The 19,112-nt window shown below is 37.2% G+C and carries 14 protein-coding genes and 1 pseudogene; 12 read left to right on the top strand and 3 right to left on the bottom strand.

What is annotated here, in order from left to right; genetic code table 11:
* The first annotated feature begins 1 nt into the window (after window position 1).
* From DKL58_RS08335 to DKL58_RS08315, 5 genes and pseudogenes are all read left to right on the top strand, one after another.
* Window positions 2-1,258 carry a carboxylate--amine ligase gene (locus DKL58_RS08335; protein WP_109586786.1) on the top strand — a complete coding sequence of 419 codons (1,257 nt, stop codon included), beginning with the start codon at window positions 2-4 and terminating at the stop codon, window positions 1,256-1,258.
* 188 nt (window positions 1,259-1,446) lie between these two features.
* Window positions 1,447-2,667, top strand: a complete 1,221-nt coding sequence (locus DKL58_RS08330; RefSeq protein WP_045928664.1) for an MDR family MFS transporter — start codon at window positions 1,447-1,449, stop codon at window positions 2,665-2,667.
* Window positions 2,668-2,762: 95 nt separating this feature from the next.
* Window positions 2,763-4,712 (top strand): M13 family metallopeptidase, encoded by a 1,950-nt coding sequence (locus DKL58_RS08325; protein WP_109586785.1) that lies wholly within the window; start codon window positions 2,763-2,765, stop codon window positions 4,710-4,712.
* 260 nt (window positions 4,713-4,972) lie between these two features.
* Complete coding sequence (locus DKL58_RS08320; RefSeq protein WP_109586784.1) at window positions 4,973-6,250, top strand: CPBP family intramembrane glutamic endopeptidase; 1,278 nt, start codon at window positions 4,973-4,975, stop codon at window positions 6,248-6,250.
* A 216-nt stretch (window positions 6,251-6,466) separates the two neighbouring features.
* Window positions 6,467-7,859 (top strand): annotated as a pseudogene (locus DKL58_RS08315) (IS3 family transposase).
* Between the two features lie 132 nt (window positions 7,860-7,991).
* Here the strand turns inward: DKL58_RS08315 and DKL58_RS08310 are convergent.
* From DKL58_RS08310 to DKL58_RS08300, 3 genes are all read right to left on the bottom strand, one after another.
* Window positions 7,992-10,022: a KUP/HAK/KT family potassium transporter gene (locus tag DKL58_RS08310; protein WP_109586783.1), complete on the bottom strand. Its 2,031-nt coding sequence runs from the start codon at window positions 10,020-10,022 to the stop codon at window positions 7,992-7,994.
* 121 nt (window positions 10,023-10,143) lie between these two features.
* Complete coding sequence (locus DKL58_RS08305; protein ID WP_045928661.1) at window positions 10,144-10,590, bottom strand: hypothetical protein; 447 nt, start codon at window positions 10,588-10,590, stop codon at window positions 10,144-10,146.
* A gap of 240 nt (window positions 10,591-10,830) precedes the next feature.
* Entirely contained in the window at window positions 10,831-11,694 is an 864-nt protein-coding gene (locus DKL58_RS08300; protein WP_109586782.1) for a hypothetical protein, read from the bottom strand.
* 205 nt (window positions 11,695-11,899) lie between these two features.
* Here DKL58_RS08300 and DKL58_RS08295 point away from each other — a divergent pair, with 205 nt between their 5' ends.
* The 7 genes from DKL58_RS08295 (at window position 11,900) to DKL58_RS08265 (ending at window position 19,112) form a co-directional block, all read left to right on the top strand.
* Window positions 11,900-12,118 (top strand): DUF1659 domain-containing protein, encoded by a 219-nt coding sequence (locus DKL58_RS08295; RefSeq protein WP_109586781.1) that lies wholly within the window; start codon window positions 11,900-11,902, stop codon window positions 12,116-12,118.
* Window positions 12,119-12,161: 43 nt separating this feature from the next.
* Complete coding sequence (locus DKL58_RS08290; RefSeq protein WP_109586780.1) at window positions 12,162-12,410, top strand: DUF2922 domain-containing protein; 249 nt, start codon at window positions 12,162-12,164, stop codon at window positions 12,408-12,410.
* 528 nt (window positions 12,411-12,938) lie between these two features.
* On the top strand, window positions 12,939-14,834 hold the full coding sequence (locus DKL58_RS09540; protein WP_162542350.1) for an SLAP domain-containing protein: 1,896 nt from the start codon (window positions 12,939-12,941) through the stop codon (window positions 14,832-14,834).
* Window positions 14,835-14,976: 142 nt separating this feature from the next.
* Window positions 14,977-15,819 carry a hypothetical protein gene (locus tag DKL58_RS08280; RefSeq protein WP_109586779.1) on the top strand — a complete coding sequence of 281 codons (843 nt, stop codon included), beginning with the start codon at window positions 14,977-14,979 and terminating at the stop codon, window positions 15,817-15,819.
* Between the two features lie 232 nt (window positions 15,820-16,051).
* Window positions 16,052-16,543, top strand: a complete 492-nt coding sequence (locus DKL58_RS08275) for a sigma-70 RNA polymerase sigma factor region 4 domain-containing protein (protein ID WP_109586778.1) — start codon at window positions 16,052-16,054, stop codon at window positions 16,541-16,543.
* Window positions 16,544-16,665: 122 nt separating this feature from the next.
* Window positions 16,666-17,883, top strand: a complete 1,218-nt coding sequence (locus DKL58_RS08270; RefSeq protein ID WP_109586777.1) for an SLAP domain-containing protein — start codon at window positions 16,666-16,668, stop codon at window positions 17,881-17,883.
* A 44-nt stretch (window positions 17,884-17,927) separates the two neighbouring features.
* Window positions 17,928-19,112: an SLAP domain-containing protein gene (locus tag DKL58_RS08265; protein ID WP_109586776.1), complete on the top strand. Its 1,185-nt coding sequence runs from the start codon at window positions 17,928-17,930 to the stop codon at window positions 19,110-19,112.

Genomic DNA, 19,112 nt, shown 5'->3' with positions numbered 1-19,112 from the left:
AATGAAACGAAACTTTACGCCAATTTTACTTGGCAGTGACATTAATGTTTACGGCATGGCCCGATCGTTTAACGAGGCATACGGTATTAGCGTAAAGGCGCTGGCTGACAGTCAGCTGGCGGCAACACGTTATTCTAAAATTGTCAGGGTGGAATTACATCATGGCTTCAGCGAGGATCCTACTTTTATTGAAGTTATGCGTGAGCAAATGAAAATTTACCAGGATCATGAAGAACCGGTAATTTTGATTTCGTGTGGAGACGGCTATTCTGAATTGCTTGCAAAGCATAAGGCAGAATTGGAACAAGTTTTTGTAGTTCCCTATGTTGACTACGATTTATTACAAAAACTAATTTCAAAAGAAAACTTTTACCAGATAGCTGAAGAATGTGGTCTGCCATACCCTAAAACCAAGATTGTGACGATGGCTGATTACAAGGCAGAAAATTATCTGGAACTTCCCTTTGGCTATCCTATGGAACTCAAGCCGGAAGATCCTGTTTCCTGGCTTGATGTGCAGTTTGAGGGTCGTAAAAAAGCTTTTACCATTCATAATGAAACTGAATTGCGTGATATTGTCACCAAAATTTATGAAAATGGCTATCATGAAGACTTGATCTTGCAAGATTTTATTCCTGGCGATGATTCCAACATGCGTGTATTAAACGCTTATGTTGATAAGGAACATCATATCAAGATGATGTGTATGGGTCACCCATTGCTGGAGGATCCGACACCTCAATCAATTGGTAATTATATGGCAATTTTGCCTGATTATGACGAAAAGCTATACGAGCAAGTTGAATCATTCTTGGAAAAAATCAATTATACGGGGATGGCCAACTTTGACATCAAGTATGATACGCGAGATGGTAAATATAAATTCTTTGAAATCAATCTGCGCCAAGGACGTTCAAGCTTTTATGTAACACTTAATGGTTATAACCTGGCGAAATGGTATGTGGATGACTATGTTTATGACAGCTTAAACGATAAGGAGCCGGTTTACTGCAATAAGTTAAAGTCAAAGCATAAATTGTGGCTGGGCATACCTGTCAATGTGTTTAAGCAATACGCTGTTGATAATGAAGCCAAAAGAATGGCTGAAGAGTTAATCCATGAAGGACGTTATGGTACAACAGTCTTTTATGATCAGGATCGCAATTTTAAGCGGTGGCTACTGTTGAAATATATGTTCCATAATTATAAAGGACGTTATCAAAAGTATTATCAGGAGAATAAGGGTCAATTCTTTTAGGCTCTGGATTAATTAAACAGCAATAAAGATGATTGCAGCAAATCGCTGGTGGTCATCTTTTTTCTCTAAGAATAAAATTATTATTTTGTATGCAAAATACCAGTTCAGCTATTTTAAATGGGGGTGTTCTTTTTTAATACTTCTTGCTAAACTGGTAAATGGAAACTAAAAAAGAAAGGACTGAATAAATGAAACTTAAACATGGATCTCATGAAGAAACTGAAATTAAGTTACGCTGGCTATTACTGGGGGAGCTGGCCACGTGGATCGGGTCGAGTTTTGTTTGGCCCTTGACTTCGGTTTATTTAAACAAGCAATTACACATCAGCCTTTCTGTGATAGGGGTTGTTTTATTTTGCAATTGTGCCAGCAATGTATTGGGTTCGCTTTTAGCTGGACGCTTATATGACCGTCTGAACCCATACCCATTAATTGTTACAGGATTAGGACTGGATGCCTTTGTTTTGTTCATGATGGCTTTTTTCCATGGCTGGCCGCAATATTGGTTTTGGCTTATTCTTACCGGTTGCATCAGTGGTTGGAATGGCACCTTAATTAACTCAATAGCAACAAGTTTGCGTAAATATTCAGGGCGTTATGTTTTTAATCTGATTTATTTTGCCCAAAATGTCGGTACTGTCACAGGAACGCTGCTGGTAGGATATCTTTACGACTTTTCAATTGAGTTCTTATTTATTTTAGCGGCTTCACTATTTGCCATAGCCTGCGTTAATGCAGCGATTCATTATCGTCCAATTAATACTTTTCACCAAAATCGTAAAAAGAACGGTATTAAAAAAGGCGCGAAGCAAAAAGTTGATCCTATGCCCAAATACAACGTGATGTTAATGGTAGGATTCTTGATTTCCTTGGCTGTGACATGGCTAATGTACATGAATTGGGAGTCTAACCTGTCAGTTTACATGGTTTCATTAGGAATACCTTTCCATTTGTATAGCTTGTTATGGACCCTAAATGGTGCTGTAATAGTCATTATTCAAGTGATTTTGGCACGCTATCCTAATTTGTTTAAGAACTTGTTTCAGCAAATTATTTTTGGAACGCTCATGTTTGCAATTTCTTTTGCCACGTTGATTTTTGCCAAAGATTTTGCCCACTTTGCACTATCAATGTTTATCCTGACTATGGGTGAAGCGACTGCATTTCCAGCTGTTCCGGCATACATTAACGATTTATCTCCAGCAAACAGCAAGGGCAAATATCAGGGTGAAATTAATGTTGCCCGTGGCATTGGTCAGGCTTTTGGTCCATTATTTGGCGGCATGATAATTGATCGTGCGGGTTACATTCCATTCTTTATTATTGCTGCCTGTGGTATTTTTCTGATGGTACTGCTCTTATTGCCATTGCACGCAAAATTGCACAAGCATATCACGCTTTATAAGTAATTTTGTAAAATTTTTTTAATGTTAAGGGTATAATTAGAATGATAATATTAATTTAGTCTATTTTTAATTTAGATAAAAAAGGGAGGACTCTCTGAATGAATAAAAACTTCGCAGTTCGAGGCGGTAGTGGTAATATCATCGAACCTAAGCTTGATGCACGCCCGCAGGACAACCTATACCTTGCTGTTAACTCAGAATGGATTGAAAAAACCAAGATTCCAGAAGACCGGTCACGAATGGCCTCATTTGATGGTATTGATGTTGACGTTGAAAAGCATTTGATGCAGGATTTTGCTGATTTTGCTGCTGGAAAAAAAGAATTACCAAATGTACCTGATTTTGATGAAGCCGTTAAGTTATACAAATTAGCTAGAGATTTCGATAAAAGAAACGCTGATGGAGCTGCACCAATTAAGTCAGACTTGGAACTTCTTGATGGCATTAAGGACTTTTCTGACTACAACTTAAATGCGCCTGACTTAGCAACTTTTGCCATACTTCCATTTAGCTTTGGCGTTTCGCCTGACATGAAGAATACCAAAGTTAATGCTTTGTATTTTTCTGGTCCTGGAACTTTCTTGCCTGACACTACAACTTATCAAACTCCTGATGCACCAAAACTATTAGACATTTTGCAAAAGCAATCGGTTAAGCTTTTAACCATGGCTGGTATTGATCAAGCTAAAGCAGAAAAATATGCAGAAGATGCTATTAAATTTGATGCTAAGCTATCTAAGATCGTTAAGTCTACAGAAGAGTGGGCAGATTATCCTGCTACTTACAATCCAATGAAGATTGCTGACTTTGAAGCTAAGTTTGATCAGTTTAAGATTGCTTACTACTTGAAAGAAGCAATTGGCGAAGAACCAGAACGAATTATTGTTGAAGAACCACGCTACTTGGATCACATTAACGAAATTATCAATGAAGAAAACTTTGATGAAATCAAAGGCTGGATGTTGGTTAACTTTATTAACGCGGCTGCTGACTCCTTGTCACAAGAATTTCGTGAAGCAGCGTTTCCATTTAGTCAGGCTCTTAGTGGTCAACCTCAATTGACAAGTGGTGAGAAACAAGCTTACTACATAGCAAATGATTCATTTAGCGAAGTAGTTGGCGTTTATTATGGTCAAACCTACTTTGGTAAAGAAGCTAAAGAAGACGTTGAAGACATGATTCACCGTATGCTTGAGGTTTACAAGGAACGTTTGCAGAATAACGATTGGCTTTCTGAACAAACTAAGAAACGTGCAATTATTAAACTTGATGCTTTGGTATTAAAGATTGGTTATCCAGATAAAATCGAAGAAATTTACAATCGTTTGAAGGTAATTCCAGCTAATGAGGGTGGCAGCCTCTATTCAAATGAACGTGCATTTACTATTGTGCAGCAAAAGTACAACATTGAACAATTGCACAAGGAAGTTGATCGAACAGTTTGGGCAATGCCTGGTAACCTAGTCAATGCCTGTTATGACCCTCAAAGAAATGATCTGACTTTCCCTGCAGCAATTTTGCAGAAGCCATTTTATGATTTGAAACAAGACAGAGCGGCCAACTTTGGCGGAATCGGTTCCGTAATTGCTCATGAAGTTTCCCATGCCTTTGATAACAATGGTGCTCAGTTTGATGAATTAGGCAATATGACTAATTGGTGGACTGATGAAGATTATGCTGAATTTAAGAAACGGACACAAGCTGAAATTGACTTGTTTGACGGTATAGAATATGGACCAGTTAAACTCAATGGTAAGCAAATAGTTTCTGAAAATATTGCTGATCAGGGTGGCTTGACTGCTGCTGTTGAAGCTGCCAAGAACGAAAATGATGATTTGAAGAAACTGTTTGAAAACTTTGCACGCATTTGGGCTAATAAGCAACTGACTGAATCAATTAAGAGTCAAACTGCTGTTGATGTTCATGCGCCCGGTCCACTGCGGGCTAATGTTCAAAGTCAATGCCAAGATGACTTTTACAAAGTTTTCGATGTTAAACCGGAAGACGGCATGTGGCTCGACCCAGAGAAACGAGTACATATTTGGTAATTAGTATTAAAAATAAAAACATTGTTCTAATCAGAACAATGTTTTTTGTTGGTAAAGATAGATATTAGTCATTAAATACAAAAAATCTTGATTGTTTTGTGATAACAAAAAAAGATTATATCTTTTCTGAGTGAAAAGAGGCTCAAGAGTTAACTATGTAATTAGGTTCTTGGTCATTCGAATAGTATAATCTGCCAAATTTTAAACACACTATAAATATATATTGAAAATAATTTTATATATTATATAATATAGTTATTATGAAGTGTTTAAATCAAAATGCTGAAACAGCAGGTTCATTAAAAACAATAAGAATATTTCATTTAGCTCAAACTGTGGGACAGCTCGGGATATTAGTGATTTGCTTTTATTTTGGTTTACGTAATGCAAAACTTTTTGCTCCAAAGGAATGTAATGCTATTTTATCTTCTTTTATTTTAGTTTGTTTTTTTATTTTAGTTTGTTTACAATTTTCTTTATTACAGACTGAAGCTGAAAAGCCAAACGGACTGCAATTGTTTAACCATTACTTTGAAACCATTACAATTTGTTGCACTTTGCCTCAATGTTTAGCTTTGCTAACAAAATTACTGAATTACTATCATTTGATCAATGGCACTTTCTGGATGCTTTTGGTTACTTTTTATTCCTTTTTCATGTATATCCCAATGGCTAAATTAGCTTTAAGTCGAGTAAACAATAATTGGGGAAGAATTTTGCTGTTTCTGTTTATTGTCTATAGTCAAATAATGTGGACTGCAAGGAATATTGCTGTACCTTTAGACTCACACTACAACAAGGTATTGCGGCAAATAAATAATGCGGGTTTGTCTGGCATTCCTATCTTAATTATCATTACTGTCATGATAATGTCTAGTTGGAAAATACAAAGGCCACACTTTACATTTAGTCGGAATGATTCGATTCTGTTTTCTACCTTAATAACTTTGCTTTTAGTTGGACGCTTACTTTTACTTGCTATACCTCAATTGGTCAAAGGTGTTAACATTGCCGGTACTTTGAATTCCTATTTTAATCAAATCAATCTCGGTATAATCGGTAGAGCAGTAAGGGTAGGTATTGCTGAAGAGTGGCTATGTCGTTTTGTCGTTATTTCTCTTCTTGCGCAAATCTTTTATAACAATAAGTATCGTATATACTTAATCGTTTTATTTGATGGCATATTATTTGGTCTTTGGCATTTACTTAATCTTAGGAGCGACTTTAAAAATACTTTGCCTGTTTTAAAACAAGTTATTGAAGTGACTGGTTGGGCATTTGTAGTTGCTGCTGTTTATCTTTACACGCATTCACTACTGTTAACTATGACTTATCATAGTTTATATGATTTGATTGTATTTCTGTTCTACGGTAGTATAACCAAATATGGTAATACTACTAAATCTGTAGTACAACCTACTATAGTTGATTGGCAAGGTGCTTTTCTTTGGTTGGCGATTTATGCAGTTATCGCCTTAGTTATTATTTGGACTAAAAGGAGACAAAAAGTAATCGAACAAAATCTGGCTCAAATCTAATATTTTAAATAGCATATGATGACTAATTGATATGTTGTGTAAAAATAATTTTGCTTACCAGTTTAAGGCAAGAAGATTCTATAAAAAGATAATTAGTCTTTGATCTGAATTATTTCTAATCTCTTTACATAATAAAAAGACTAAAGATAGCATAAAAAAAGCATATCTTTTTATGAAGTGACCCCCAAATTTAGGACAAATTTGGGGGTCATTTTTATGTCTAAATTATCTAAACAAGATAAAGTTGAAATCTATCATCTTTGGCACGATTATCAAATCAGCCCTGCTGAGCTAAGTCAGCGTTATCGGGTTGGCAAGACTAATATTAATTACTTGTTAGCTTTAATTGGCCGTCACGGTCTAGCTATTTTAGATCAGCCTTTCACTGCTTATACAAGTGATTTTAAGGAGCAGGCCCTTAGGCGAATCATAGTTGAACATGAGCCTGCCCGTCGAGTATCTCTTGACTTGGGCTTAAAAAGTAGTGGCATGTTGTCCAATTGGCTGCACGAATACCGTAAAAATGGGTATAATATCGTTAACAAGCAGAGAGGACGACCGCCCCATGACCAAAAGAGAACAGCTGATCAAACAGGAAAATCATCGGCTCAAGCAAGAGAACGAACGCTTACACCAGCAGAACATAAAGCTGAAAATCGAGAACGAATTCGTAAAAAAATTGAGCGCCTTAGTCGACCAGCGGACCAAGAACCGCAAGCCGCGGAAATAGCCCAGGCAGTTACCCAACTAAGGCGCGAGCTTAAAGTCAGCGTAACTTTTATTCTTGATGCCATTAATGCCAATCCCAATCTGCCCCATCTATCCCGCAGCAATTACTACTACACTTTAAAGAAGAAGGACAAAGAGCGGGACAATCGAGAAATAATGGCTGAAATCAAAGCTATCTATGAAGAACACAAGCACCGCTATGGCTATCGCCGCATTACTGCAGAGCTTAGGCGTCGCGGTTTATTAGTCAATCATAAAAGGTGCAGCGCTTAATGAACAAGCTGAAATTGTTTGGCATAGTCAGTAAACGTTGGCACAAATACAGCAGCTATCGCGGCACTCAGGGTCCGATTAAGCCTGACCTGATTAAACGCAGCTTCAGTGCGGTTTATCCCAATCACAAATGGTATCAGATGTGACGGAGTTTAAGTTCAAGGGGCAAAAGACCTATTTATCACCGATCATTGACGGCTGCACCCAAGAGATTGTTTCCTATACCATTTCCCGCAGCCCTAATCTTAAGCAGACCATGGATATGTTAAGAAAGGCCTGGGACAAGCATCCGGCACTGAATGGCTTGATCTTCCACACTGATCAAGGCTGGCAATACCAAAATGCCCAGTTTCAAGCGTGGCTCAAAAATCATGGCATTAGCCAGTCAATGTCACGCAAGGGCAATTCGCTTGATGATGGGTTAATGGCAGGCTTCTTCGGGATACTCAAGCGAGAAATGTTTTATGGCTTTGAAAAGCAGTTTAAGAATCTCACTGAACTGGAAGATGCGATTAGAGACTACATTGAGTATTACAATCAGAAAAGAATCAAGATCAAACTAAAAGGACTAACTCCGCTTGAATATCGGCAATTAGTCCTTAGTTAGCTAATATAAAGTGTCCTAATTTTAGGGTTCCAATCAGAACAATGTTTTTTGTTAACTTAATTATAGAGAATAGAAAAATCGCTTTAACTAAAAATAGCACCTGTGAAATTAATTCACAGATGCTATTTTATATTATTCAAATTCTTTATTCTTTAGATTGGAATAGTCACGAGGTGCAACTCTCTTAATATGCAGGTTATGTCTTGGTTTACCTAAAATGAGTGGTACTTCCTCGACTACAGTGTCAGTGTATTCCAACCCAAACCATGAAGCTGGATTAGAAGAGAGGTTTTGTAACCAAACTCGTGCCTTTAACATAACTTTTTCAAAGCCTTTAAGTCGGGTTAAAGGACTGACAACTTCATTAACAATTACAAATGAGAAGTCACCTACTTTACGACCGGGAGTTGTAGTGTACTCCTGCGGTTGTGCTTCGATAGTACCATCTTTAATTAAATCATGGACAATTTGGCGCAGATAAACGTTAACGCTGGTTTGTTTCTTGAACCCAAGATATAGCTGAACGTTAATGACATTCTTAGTACCAAAAGTATTAACAGCGTATCTGGCTGTGAAAGGTTCATTCGTGATGTTAACTGTCACAAACCAATAGGCCTGAGCACGTTTAGGTCTTTTATCCAAGATGGAGTACATAATTTCACGTTTGATAAATTTATTGTATTTAACTTTAGCCATGTAAACTAAGTTAGTGGCATAAGTGGGATAATCATCATCGTGGCTTAAATCCGTCAGCATATCAGTGTATTCATCCAAACGGACATAGGTATGAGCACCTTCATGCTTGTCACGAACTTTATTGCCAAAGTACCAGATGAACATAATAACGCCAATGAAACCGGCAATTAAGACGGTGACGTAGCCACCATGCATAAACTTGGTCAAACTGGAAATCAAGAACATGCCTTCAATAAAGCCAAAGGCTATTAAAAAGCAAAGGCGTAAAATTAATGGATGATGCTTTGAACCTAAGTATTCAAAGAGCAGCAGGGTAGTCATTAACATTGTGACTGTGATTGACAGACCATAAGCTGCTTCCATATGTTCTGAAGTCCGGAAGAAAATTACGATAGCGATAGTTGCCACGCAAATCATTTTGTTTACGGAAGGAATGTAAATTTGTCCATGCTTAGTAGTAGGATAATTAATATTCATCCGTGGTAAAAATTTCAGACCACTAGCTTCAGATACTAATGTAAATGAACCGGTAATCAGTGCCTGAGATGCAATAATTGCGGCAACCGTAGCCAAAATGATGGCAAAAAGTCGTAAATCTCCAGGTACAGCTTCAAAGAATGGATTTAGTTCACCACCATTTGTTTGATAATGTGGATTTTGCAGAATCCAAACTCCCTGACCAAGATAATTTAAAGACAGGCAGAGAAAAACATAAGGCCATGATCCGCGAATGTTTTCTTTACCAACATGACCGACATCAGAATATAGTGCTTCTGCACCGGTAGTGGCCAGAAAGATAGAACCTAAAATGAAGATGCCGGCTTTATTAGAGGGACTAAAAAGAACTTTAATAGCCCAAACGGGATTCAGTGCTTCTAAAATTGACCAGTCATTAGCCATATTATAGAGACCGATAACGCCTAAAAATGTAAACCAGACAAACATAATAGGACCAAATGCTTTACCAATGCTGCTGGTGCCTAGCATTTGAATTGAAAATAGTACCAGCAGGATAGCGATCGTAATAATGATGACGGCATTCTGATTAGGAACGGGAACGTGGGAACCAAAGTGCATGTTCTTCAGTCCCTCGATCGAAGTCGTGACTGTCACAGCTGGAGTCAATGTCCCATCAGCTAATAGGGCTGCTCCACCAATCAGTGCCGGCATAACAAGCCATTTGGCTCGTTTACGTACCAGAGCGTATAATGCAAAAATACCACCTTCACCACGGTTGGTAGCTCTGAGCGCAATCATGACGTATTTAACGGTGGTAAGTAGTGTGACTGTCCAGAAAATGAGCGAAATTGATCCTAAAATCAGTTCACGATCAACATTGGCAATGCCACCGTTGCCTGTAACGATTGACTTCATTACATAGAGCGGACTAGTTCCGATATCACCATAAACGATACCGATGGTAATTAATAGACCGGCAGCTGAAATCCGCTTCGTCTTTTTATCCATAGTAATTATGTACTCCCATAGACAATATTGAAATATTCATTCTTAAGTAAAAAAGAATGTCAGTGTGGCATTCTCATTCAAGTATCTATTTTGTTCTTTTTTTTGCTTTAGTACAAGTAAATTATGATAAAGAAGTTGAAATTTTACTGCGACGTTCTTCGTACCAGTTATCCCAATCTTTATATGTTGTCATTTTTTCTGCATCAACACCATCTTTAGCAGCAATTTCGTCAATCATGCTTTGGAAATTCTGAGCATGGTATTGCAAAACATGTTTAACTAATTCTTTGCGAGTGAATTTAATGTTATTAAGCAGATAGTGGTTGATGTCAACCATGTTGGAATTGGTATCATATAAGTTCATGATTTCCAAATCGCGCTGGTTAAACTGAGCAATGTAAAAGTCAGCGAAAACTTTAAGGTAATCCGGTTGCTCTGCAAACTCTTCTTCTGGCATGGTTGTCCATTCAGCGTCAGGCATCACAACCTTGATTTCTTCTTCTTTATCCTTTTTTTCTTGTTCTTTTTCGTTATCTTTTTCTTTGCTATTATTTTCTTTTTCAGTCAAAGCAGACACTCCTTTAATAAAAATAGGAAACGTGAAAGTCAATAGTCATTTTACAGAGTTTAGACTATAAAAGCAACTATTGGAGCAATTTAACCTCTATATATGGTCGTTTTTAATAATATTAATAAAATTATAGCATTTTGCACAACTGCAATAAAATAGATAAACCGGCTAAATAAAAACCGTCCCATGTAGCAAACGGGACGGTTCAGCATATTAAGTTTAGCCTATTACTGTTTGTTACGGTTTAAGATAGTTTTGAATATCTTGTTTGGTAATTTTGCTTGGTTTAGTTCGACCAGACTTTCTGTAAAGATCAATCAAATCCTGCGGACTCCAAGACATTGAGTCATAGCCAAACTTGCCTACACGTTTACGCAGCTGTGCTATTTGCTTATTAGTAACTGTTTTACCATGTACCTTGTGGTTGCCCATGGAACCCTCACCGGTTTTACCAGCATTGCCAGTATCTGGTCCTTTACCTGAAATTGAATTGTAGCTTTGACTTGAAGAGCCATTATTATTTTCTTTAGCAGCTTTTTGGTTATCTTTGAGACCTTTTTCTGCTTTTGTCTTGTACTGACTGTAATATTGTTCATCAATATAAGGCAGGTCCAGCACTTTTTGGTATTGGTCAGCTGCTTTAAGATATTGCTTAGCTAATTCCGCTTGGGATGCAGCGAGGAAGATTGGTTGAATTTCATGTTCATAATTATCTTGAACATCTTCGATAGTAGTCTTTAATTTTTTACCTTGTTTTACTAAAACTGCATAGCCGTTTTTTCTTTGAATTACATTGGCAGTTTCGTTTAACGCATCATTATATTTGCCTTTTTTAGTTGCGTTAATTGCGGAAATCATATTATCCGACTGGTTTTTATAAGCTTTAGCCTGGTCAGTCTTTTTGATACTGAAAGCTTTGGCAAATGCAGAGCTTGCTTCTGAATAGTCCTTATCAGCCACCGCATTTTTACCAGTAGTCATAGCACTATTATAGGAAGCTTCAACTTTATCATTATTGGATTTTTGTGTTGCGTAAAAAACGCCACCACCAATAGCGATAATTACTACTGCTACAATCGTACCAATTGTCGTTTTTTTCATAATAGGAATTTATCCTCCTTACTAATACTTAGTTTAATTATAGATGGTTTAAGCAGATTTGACTACTCAATGGTGTTTTTTCACCTTTACGTGACCATTTTTTAAGAAAAAATGTTACATTTTGCCGCCCATTTTCGTTAGTAATAGTGTAAGACATCTGGCGCGCGGGTTGATTACACTATTAAGAAAAGGAAGAAAAAATAATATGAATTTTGCATTATTAGAACAATCAGTCCAATACACATTTTTAAATTCTAAATACAGCAAAGACGGTACTAAATCACGAATTTTAAAGAACGTTAGAGAAGGAGCAACAGCTGGCAATTTGGCTAAAGTGGGTGCAGCTTTAGCACAGCTTCAAGGTGATGATCTGGGTGCAGCGACTTTAATTCAAAGACAGGGTATCCCTATTGGTGATGAATAATAAAATTTCGCAACTAAAAATGATTAAGACAGGAGCAAATAATATGGTAACTAAGACCAAAACTTTACAATTAGTATTTCTAAACGGTGCAAACAAAAAGGTTAATTTGTCTTTACCAGATGCTGCCGCTAATTTGGCAGGCACAGAGGTAAAGAAAGCAATGGAAACAATAGCAAATGCAAAAGCATTTGCACAAGAAGGAGTGGATCTGTATAAAACTCCACAATCTGCTTCATATGTTGAACGAACTGTTACTAGTTTGTTCGATAATACTCAGGGTCAGTCAATGTAACCTGCAGTTTTTGGAGACAATTAGAGAAACGATAATTAAAATCAAACAATTTTGCGGGAAAAATAATTAGTAAAGATAGGAAATCACGTCAAGGCAAGTTTGGCGTGATTTTTACTTTATTCCAAATTATTTTGTTATTATTTTGTAAAATTTAATAGAAAATAAAATAACTTTATTAACTTTGTTAGCGGCAAAAAACTTTGAATGTAGTGCTGTTAGGGGTTTAAATAATTTTTGCAAAATAAAAAATAAGCTGTAAAGCTGTAAGCGTTTGTTACAAAAGTATGTTAAATAACTACATGTCTTGCAATTTGAGCAAAAGGTAGGTACAATAAGAAATGTGGTAAGTAATAGCTATGCTTCAGGTTCGAATGCCTGTACGCATGCGCGTTCTTCAGCTCGAAAGCTACCTCATAAGAGTTATAAACTTATGAATTCGGCTTGAAGGGTGTTGTAACAATGTAGGCTCATCACGACTGAACCTATAGCCTATTACTATTTTGTATATACACAAGGAGGAAAGACCACATGAAGAAAAATTTAAGAATTGTTAGTGCTGCTGCAGCTGCTTTATTAGCTGTTGCTCCAGTTGCTGCAACCGGTGTATCAACAGTGTTTGCTGATACTAATGTTACTGTTGCTGGTGGACCAGATCAAAGTACTACCAACACAGCTACTTTGAAGTTATCCATCACCAATGCACTTTCATTGAACGGTGGAGACTCAGCTACCAAGGCTGCTGCAAGTTTATCAACACCTACTTTACCAGCAGGTGCTAGTGTACAAGTATCACAAGCTAGACTTTACAATAAGGAAGATGTTACTGGCGTTACTGATGGTGCTGTTACATTTGCTTCTGGCAAAGATAAAGATAGTAATGTCCCTTCAGTAGTAAGTGGTGGCCATTATGTTGCTATAGCTTATGTTACTATTATTGGCTTAAAGCCAAATACTCAATATACAGTTAACAAGTCAAGTGCTAATGCAGCTTCAGCAAAATCAGATAACACTGGTACTATTGCCAACTTTGCTGTAGCTAGTGATGAATTTGTAGTTTCTAATACAAACTTGGCTGGTGCCCCATATGTTAGAGAAAAGGGCAAGGGCGATGAAGCTCCTGCACTTGCTTCTGGTTCTGTTAATTTAACTACAGGTGATTACAGTGTTAGTGCTCTTGCTAAAAAGATCACTGACACTTATGAACCTGCAGTAACAACTAACAAAACAAACAGCTCTACTGATAGTGTAAATGCAAGTGCTAAGTTTGCTGATGCTGAAGCAGATGTTCGTACTTCACTTAAGGCAGCTGGTATTACTACAAAGGGTTCTAACGAAAGCTTTGACAAGCCAGCAGCTGCGTTTGTAGTAACTTTGAACGTTGTTGCAACAAATGGTCAGAAGACTACTTTCCCTGTAACAGTTGATCCAAATGCTACTGTTGCTGATAAGACATTCCCAGTACTTACTTACTATGTAAAAGGTGTAAAAACTGAGTTTCCAAATGTAAACAAGGGTGACAAGACTTCTTCTACAACCATTGACAGCGTAGATGACCTTACATTTAAAGAAACAGCTACTCCTGCAGATAGTGATTACATTAACTTTAACTATGTTCCAGTAAATGGTGTAGTTGATACTGCTTCTATCAAGAAGGCTTTCGGTGCTCGTGTAAACACTGACAATTCAAATGTATTAGACGTTAACGTAGATACTTCTAAAGTTAACACCAAGGTTGCCGGTAAATACCCAGTAGTTGTTAGCGCAACTAATGCTGAAAAGAAGACTACTAAAGTTACCTTCATGTTAACTGTTGGTGTTAAGGGAGCTACTTATAAGACTGTTCAATCAGATGGTGACGTTCCAGTTTACAAGATTGACGGTAACAACGTAACTGACTCAAAGACTACTGTTAAGAATGGTGACACTATTGCTGTCTTTGGTGAACCAATCAAGGTTGGCGAGAAGTCATACACTCGTATTAACAGTGCTGACTCAGACCTTTACGTAGAAAGCAAGTATGTTGACGGTTCATTCAAACCTGCAGACAAGGTTAAGAAGACTGTTATGCACAACTCATACATCTACGACAAAGATCACAAGCGTGTTGGTACTAACATGTTACGTGCTTACTCCACTGTTGAAGTAATCGGTGCAGCTACTAAGCTTGCTGACGGCAGCTTGGTTTACAGCATTGGTGACAACCAATACGTAATGGCTGACAACATTGATGGTACTTCACGTACATTAAGCCACAACGCTTATGTATATAAGACCAGCAAGAAGCGTGCTAACAGAAAAGTATTGAAGGCTGGCTCACAAGTTACTACTTTTGGTTCACCTTACACATTCAAGAATGGTAAGGCTTACTACAGAATTGGTGGACCTGCTAAGCAATACGTTAAGGTTGCAAACTTTGCTAAATAATTAGTTTTATAGCTAATTTAGAAACAGGAGCGATTATATCGCTCTTGTTTTTTTTGCTTTTTTACCTTTGATTGATCTATGCAAGCGATAACATTTCCGATATAATAGTATTCGTCTACTTTAATTAAAGGAGAGGAATGAATTGTCAAAAAAAGAAAGTGATATCTGGAACCTGCCTAGTGGACATAAATATCGTTTTTGGTCGCAAAAGCTTTTACGTCAAAGAATTGGCATAGATCAGGAAATAGATAAATACTTGATTGAAGATGAATTTTATTGTGTAAATCCTGCAACTATTGCTTTATACCAGTTTCAGAAACAACCCCTTTTAGGCAAGTACAAAAGCGTAATTTTTGACTGTGATCAAGGGATTGTTTTAAGTTGTCGCAGCACTCAAGCCCACCTAACATCTTTTGCTCAGAATTGCCTGTTGGCAGGCCTGGAATTTCAAAGAGAATTTGCACGCAAGATTAATTTAGTTGGTCACAACGTGATTGCCACAGGACGCTTAGCGTATTTTTCCTTGCGTAGCTACAATACTGGTAATATTGACTGGATTGCTTTGCATAATATGGCAAGTTTTTCGTCATTGCGAAATAATGTAACTGCTTTTGAATCCGTGACAGTTAATCGCTTTAGCTATATTTTCACGTATGATAACTGCAGCCGTCATATTCCCCGCAAAGTTAGCGATAGTTTATTTTTTAATCACGCACTTTACCTTCTGGGTACAGTACATTTAAAAAGTAATTTAGGCTGGCGGGTCAAAAGTTCTGTAGGAGATTCTCTTATTGACCAGTCTTCTTACTTTCATCCGCACCAATCTCTTGAAGAAATATCATTAAAAAAAGTAATGACCGAATTATTAGATAAAAAGCATGCTCGGTATGGCAATTTATTAGCTGATTATTATGAATTACCGTTAATTTCTGATGCTCACAAGTCTGCTTATTTAAACAGTAAACGACCAGATACTCTTTTTTAAGAAAATGCACGATCTTTATGAAGTTCGTGTATTTTTTTGCTCTTTTTTCACCCGTAGATTTATTGTAATTATGATATATGAGACAAGCCTAAGAAAACTAAAAGCAAAAGTTAAATGTTTATTAATCTAAAGGCCAAAAGCTTAATATTATGTTTTTTAAATTTTAAGCAAAATTGCTAATCTATAAGAGCACAAGCGCTTGTGACATATTTGAAACAGAGGAATGTCACAAATGAAGATTAGTAGAGAAGCATTTATCACTGCATGGCAGAATCAAAAATTAGTCAGAGGCGCATTGAAGTACGCCCACGTCAGAATGGACTATACTAATTACGAAGACTTTTTGCAGGAAGGTATAATAATTTACGCAGAAATGTTAACGCGATTAGCAGGCAGAACAAGAACTGAAGTTGATCGGCTTAGTTTTCGCAAAATTATCTGGCATACTTTGGACTTATTGCGTAAGCAAAAGCGAATAACTGAGCAAGAAATTGGTTTTGACTCTGCTGAACAGGTAGGATTGCTCGATAACTGGAATAATCATTTGGCACTTGAAAAAGAGCTAGCGCAAATGACGCAGACAGAACTTATATTGTTCTTTGAACATTTGCTGGATGGACAGACAATCAGTGCTTTAGCTGAAAAGACAGGTATTAATCGAGTACAACTTCAAAGATCAAAACGAGATCTTTTGTATCATTTACGGGAAGTCTTAGACAAATAAATTACTATTTGTAATATTAAAACTGACAATATTACTTTTTGACTACAAATAAGCGGATTCTATTGTTAATACTTTAATTGCTCGATACAATAAAGATGTCGGTTAAGGAGGAAATTTTATTTATGAAGAAAAAACTAATCACTGGTTTTTCAGCAGCGGTGCTTGGTGCAGCGCTCTTGATGCCGGTTACCAACAACTTAATTGCCACTTCTCCAGCAAAAGCTGAGACAGTATCTGCAACTAATGCAGATGAAACAACATTTTTAAATACTGCTGTTAAGCAGGCGCAAAAAGTTTCTAAAAAATATGGGTTATACCCTTCAGTTATGATTGCGCAGGCAATTGTGGAATCTAACTGGGGCAAATCAGGTTTGGCCGTTAATGCCAATAATTTATTCGGAATGAAGGCTGATGATAGCTGGCAAGGAGCAACCTATTCTTCTAAAACACGTGAAGAAGATAAAAATGGCAAGAGCTACTACGTGACAGCTAAGTTTAGAAAATATGATACCTACAAGGATTCATTTGATGATAATGGTAAAAAACTTCGTTTAGGTGTTACCTGGCAGCCAGAGCGCTACAAAGGAGCATGGCTTGAAAATGCTGCTTCGTATGCAGATGCCACCAAGGCTCTAACTGGTACATACGCTACTGCTAATAATTACAACATTATTTTAAACACCAGAATAACCACTTCGAACTTAACGCAATACGATCCTAAGATTTCGAACACCAGTAAATCTTATGTTGTTAAAAAAGCAGGTGCCACTTATGCTTGGCCAACTGACCACTCAGTATCTGCCAAAACCGATTCAGTTGCTAAAGGCGATGCAGTTACTGTAACTAAGACCATTACTTTTTATAATGGTAAAAAGCGCTTGTACATTGCCGGTAAGGGCTGGGTTAACGATACTATTTTAAATATGGGCAGTGCTCTTCCACCGGCTTCTCAAGCTCCAAAGGGTGAGAAAAAAGTTAACAAGACTTTGATGCATAACGCTTATGTTTATAATTCCAAAGGCAAACGAGTAAAAAAGGTCAGGGCAATTAAAGTAGGCAATACCGGCAAGGTGATTGCTACCTATGGCACTAAAACTATTAACGGTAAAAAGTACTATCGCATTGGTGAAAATCAGTACATTGCCAGTGGCAATATTGACGGCACTATGAGACTTCTCAAGAAAAATGCTTTTGTTTACAACGACTATGGCAATCGTGACAATAAAAAGGTGTTAAAGAAGGGTCAATCCATTGCAACCTACGGTGGAGCAATTTCAATATACGGACTTAAATATTATCGGGTAGGCATTCACCAGTATGTTAAGAAAGGCAATTTTTAGACAAAGGTAATTTCTCACAAACGAAATAAGGAATGAAAATTTAGATGAAGATAAAGAAACTAATAACTACTGTTGCTATCGGAGTAGGTTTAGTTGCACCTATTTTTAACGTTAGTCAATCTCAGGCGGTAGAGGCTGCCTCCATTAACTCGATTGCTAAACAAAACAGCTATGTTGACGTTACTTTTTTATATAAAATGCTCCAGACACAGAACATTAAGTATAACAAATTTTACGCTCATGGCAATAAGATTAAGTACAGAAAAGGAAAGCCGGAAGGTATTGTAATTCACGAAACTGCAACTCCCGGGGCATCCGCTTATAATGAAGCCATTTACTTCAACCGTGAATGGAAAAATATGTACTCTTATGTCCACGCTTTTGTTGATCACAAGCAGGTTATCCAGATGATGACTCCAGGATATGGTGTCTGGGGTGCTGGAGCAATAGCCAACAACCGCTTTATTCAAATTGAACTTTGTCAAGAAACTACCAGAAATAAATTTGCCAAAAGTGTCAATAACGATGCCATTTATGCGGCAAAGTTGTTGCACCGCTATAACATCAAGCCCTCTAATGCCTCTAATACTGGTAAAGGAACAGTCTGGTCCCATCATGCAGTATCGCGCTTTTTAGGAGGTACTAACCATACCGATCCTGATGGCTACTTCAAAAAATGGGGTTATTCGATGAATGACTTTTACTCACTTTTGAAGTACTATTACGATTTGCAGGCAGCAGAAACCGTAACTTCTACTACTCCTGATGACAGCACAGTTACCGACGATTCATCAAATCCAGCAAATGCAACTGACCCAACTGAATCAACGAATACTCCTGCAACAGGTTCTGATCCTGTTTCTCAAGCGCCTACTGGTAAGAAAACTTTGATGCATGATGCTTATACATATGATGCTCAAGGTAAACGTACTAATGCGGCATTAAAAACTGCGGGGACAGTTGTAACCGTGGCACAAGAAAAGATGATAAATGGTAAAAAATATTTGCAAATTGGTAAAAATGAATACGTTGTAGCCAGTAACATCGTTGGTTCTAAGCGTGTATTAACTCATAATGCCTATATTTACGATACTACCGGAATTCGTATTGGCACTACCAAGCTTTTGCAGGGCAAATCCGTTCGGACATATGGTGGTCGTGTTAATATTAATGGTAATAAGTACTATTCAATTGATACTAATCGCTTTGTTAAAGCAGCCAATTTTTAA

The sequence above is a fragment of the Lactobacillus kullabergensis genome (assembly GCF_003151025.1).
Taxonomy (GTDB): Bacteria; Bacillota; Bacilli; order Lactobacillales; family Lactobacillaceae; genus Lactobacillus; species Lactobacillus kullabergensis.
The sequence above is the reverse complement of the archived record's forward strand: the minus strand, read 5'-3'. Positions and strand labels throughout refer to the sequence as shown.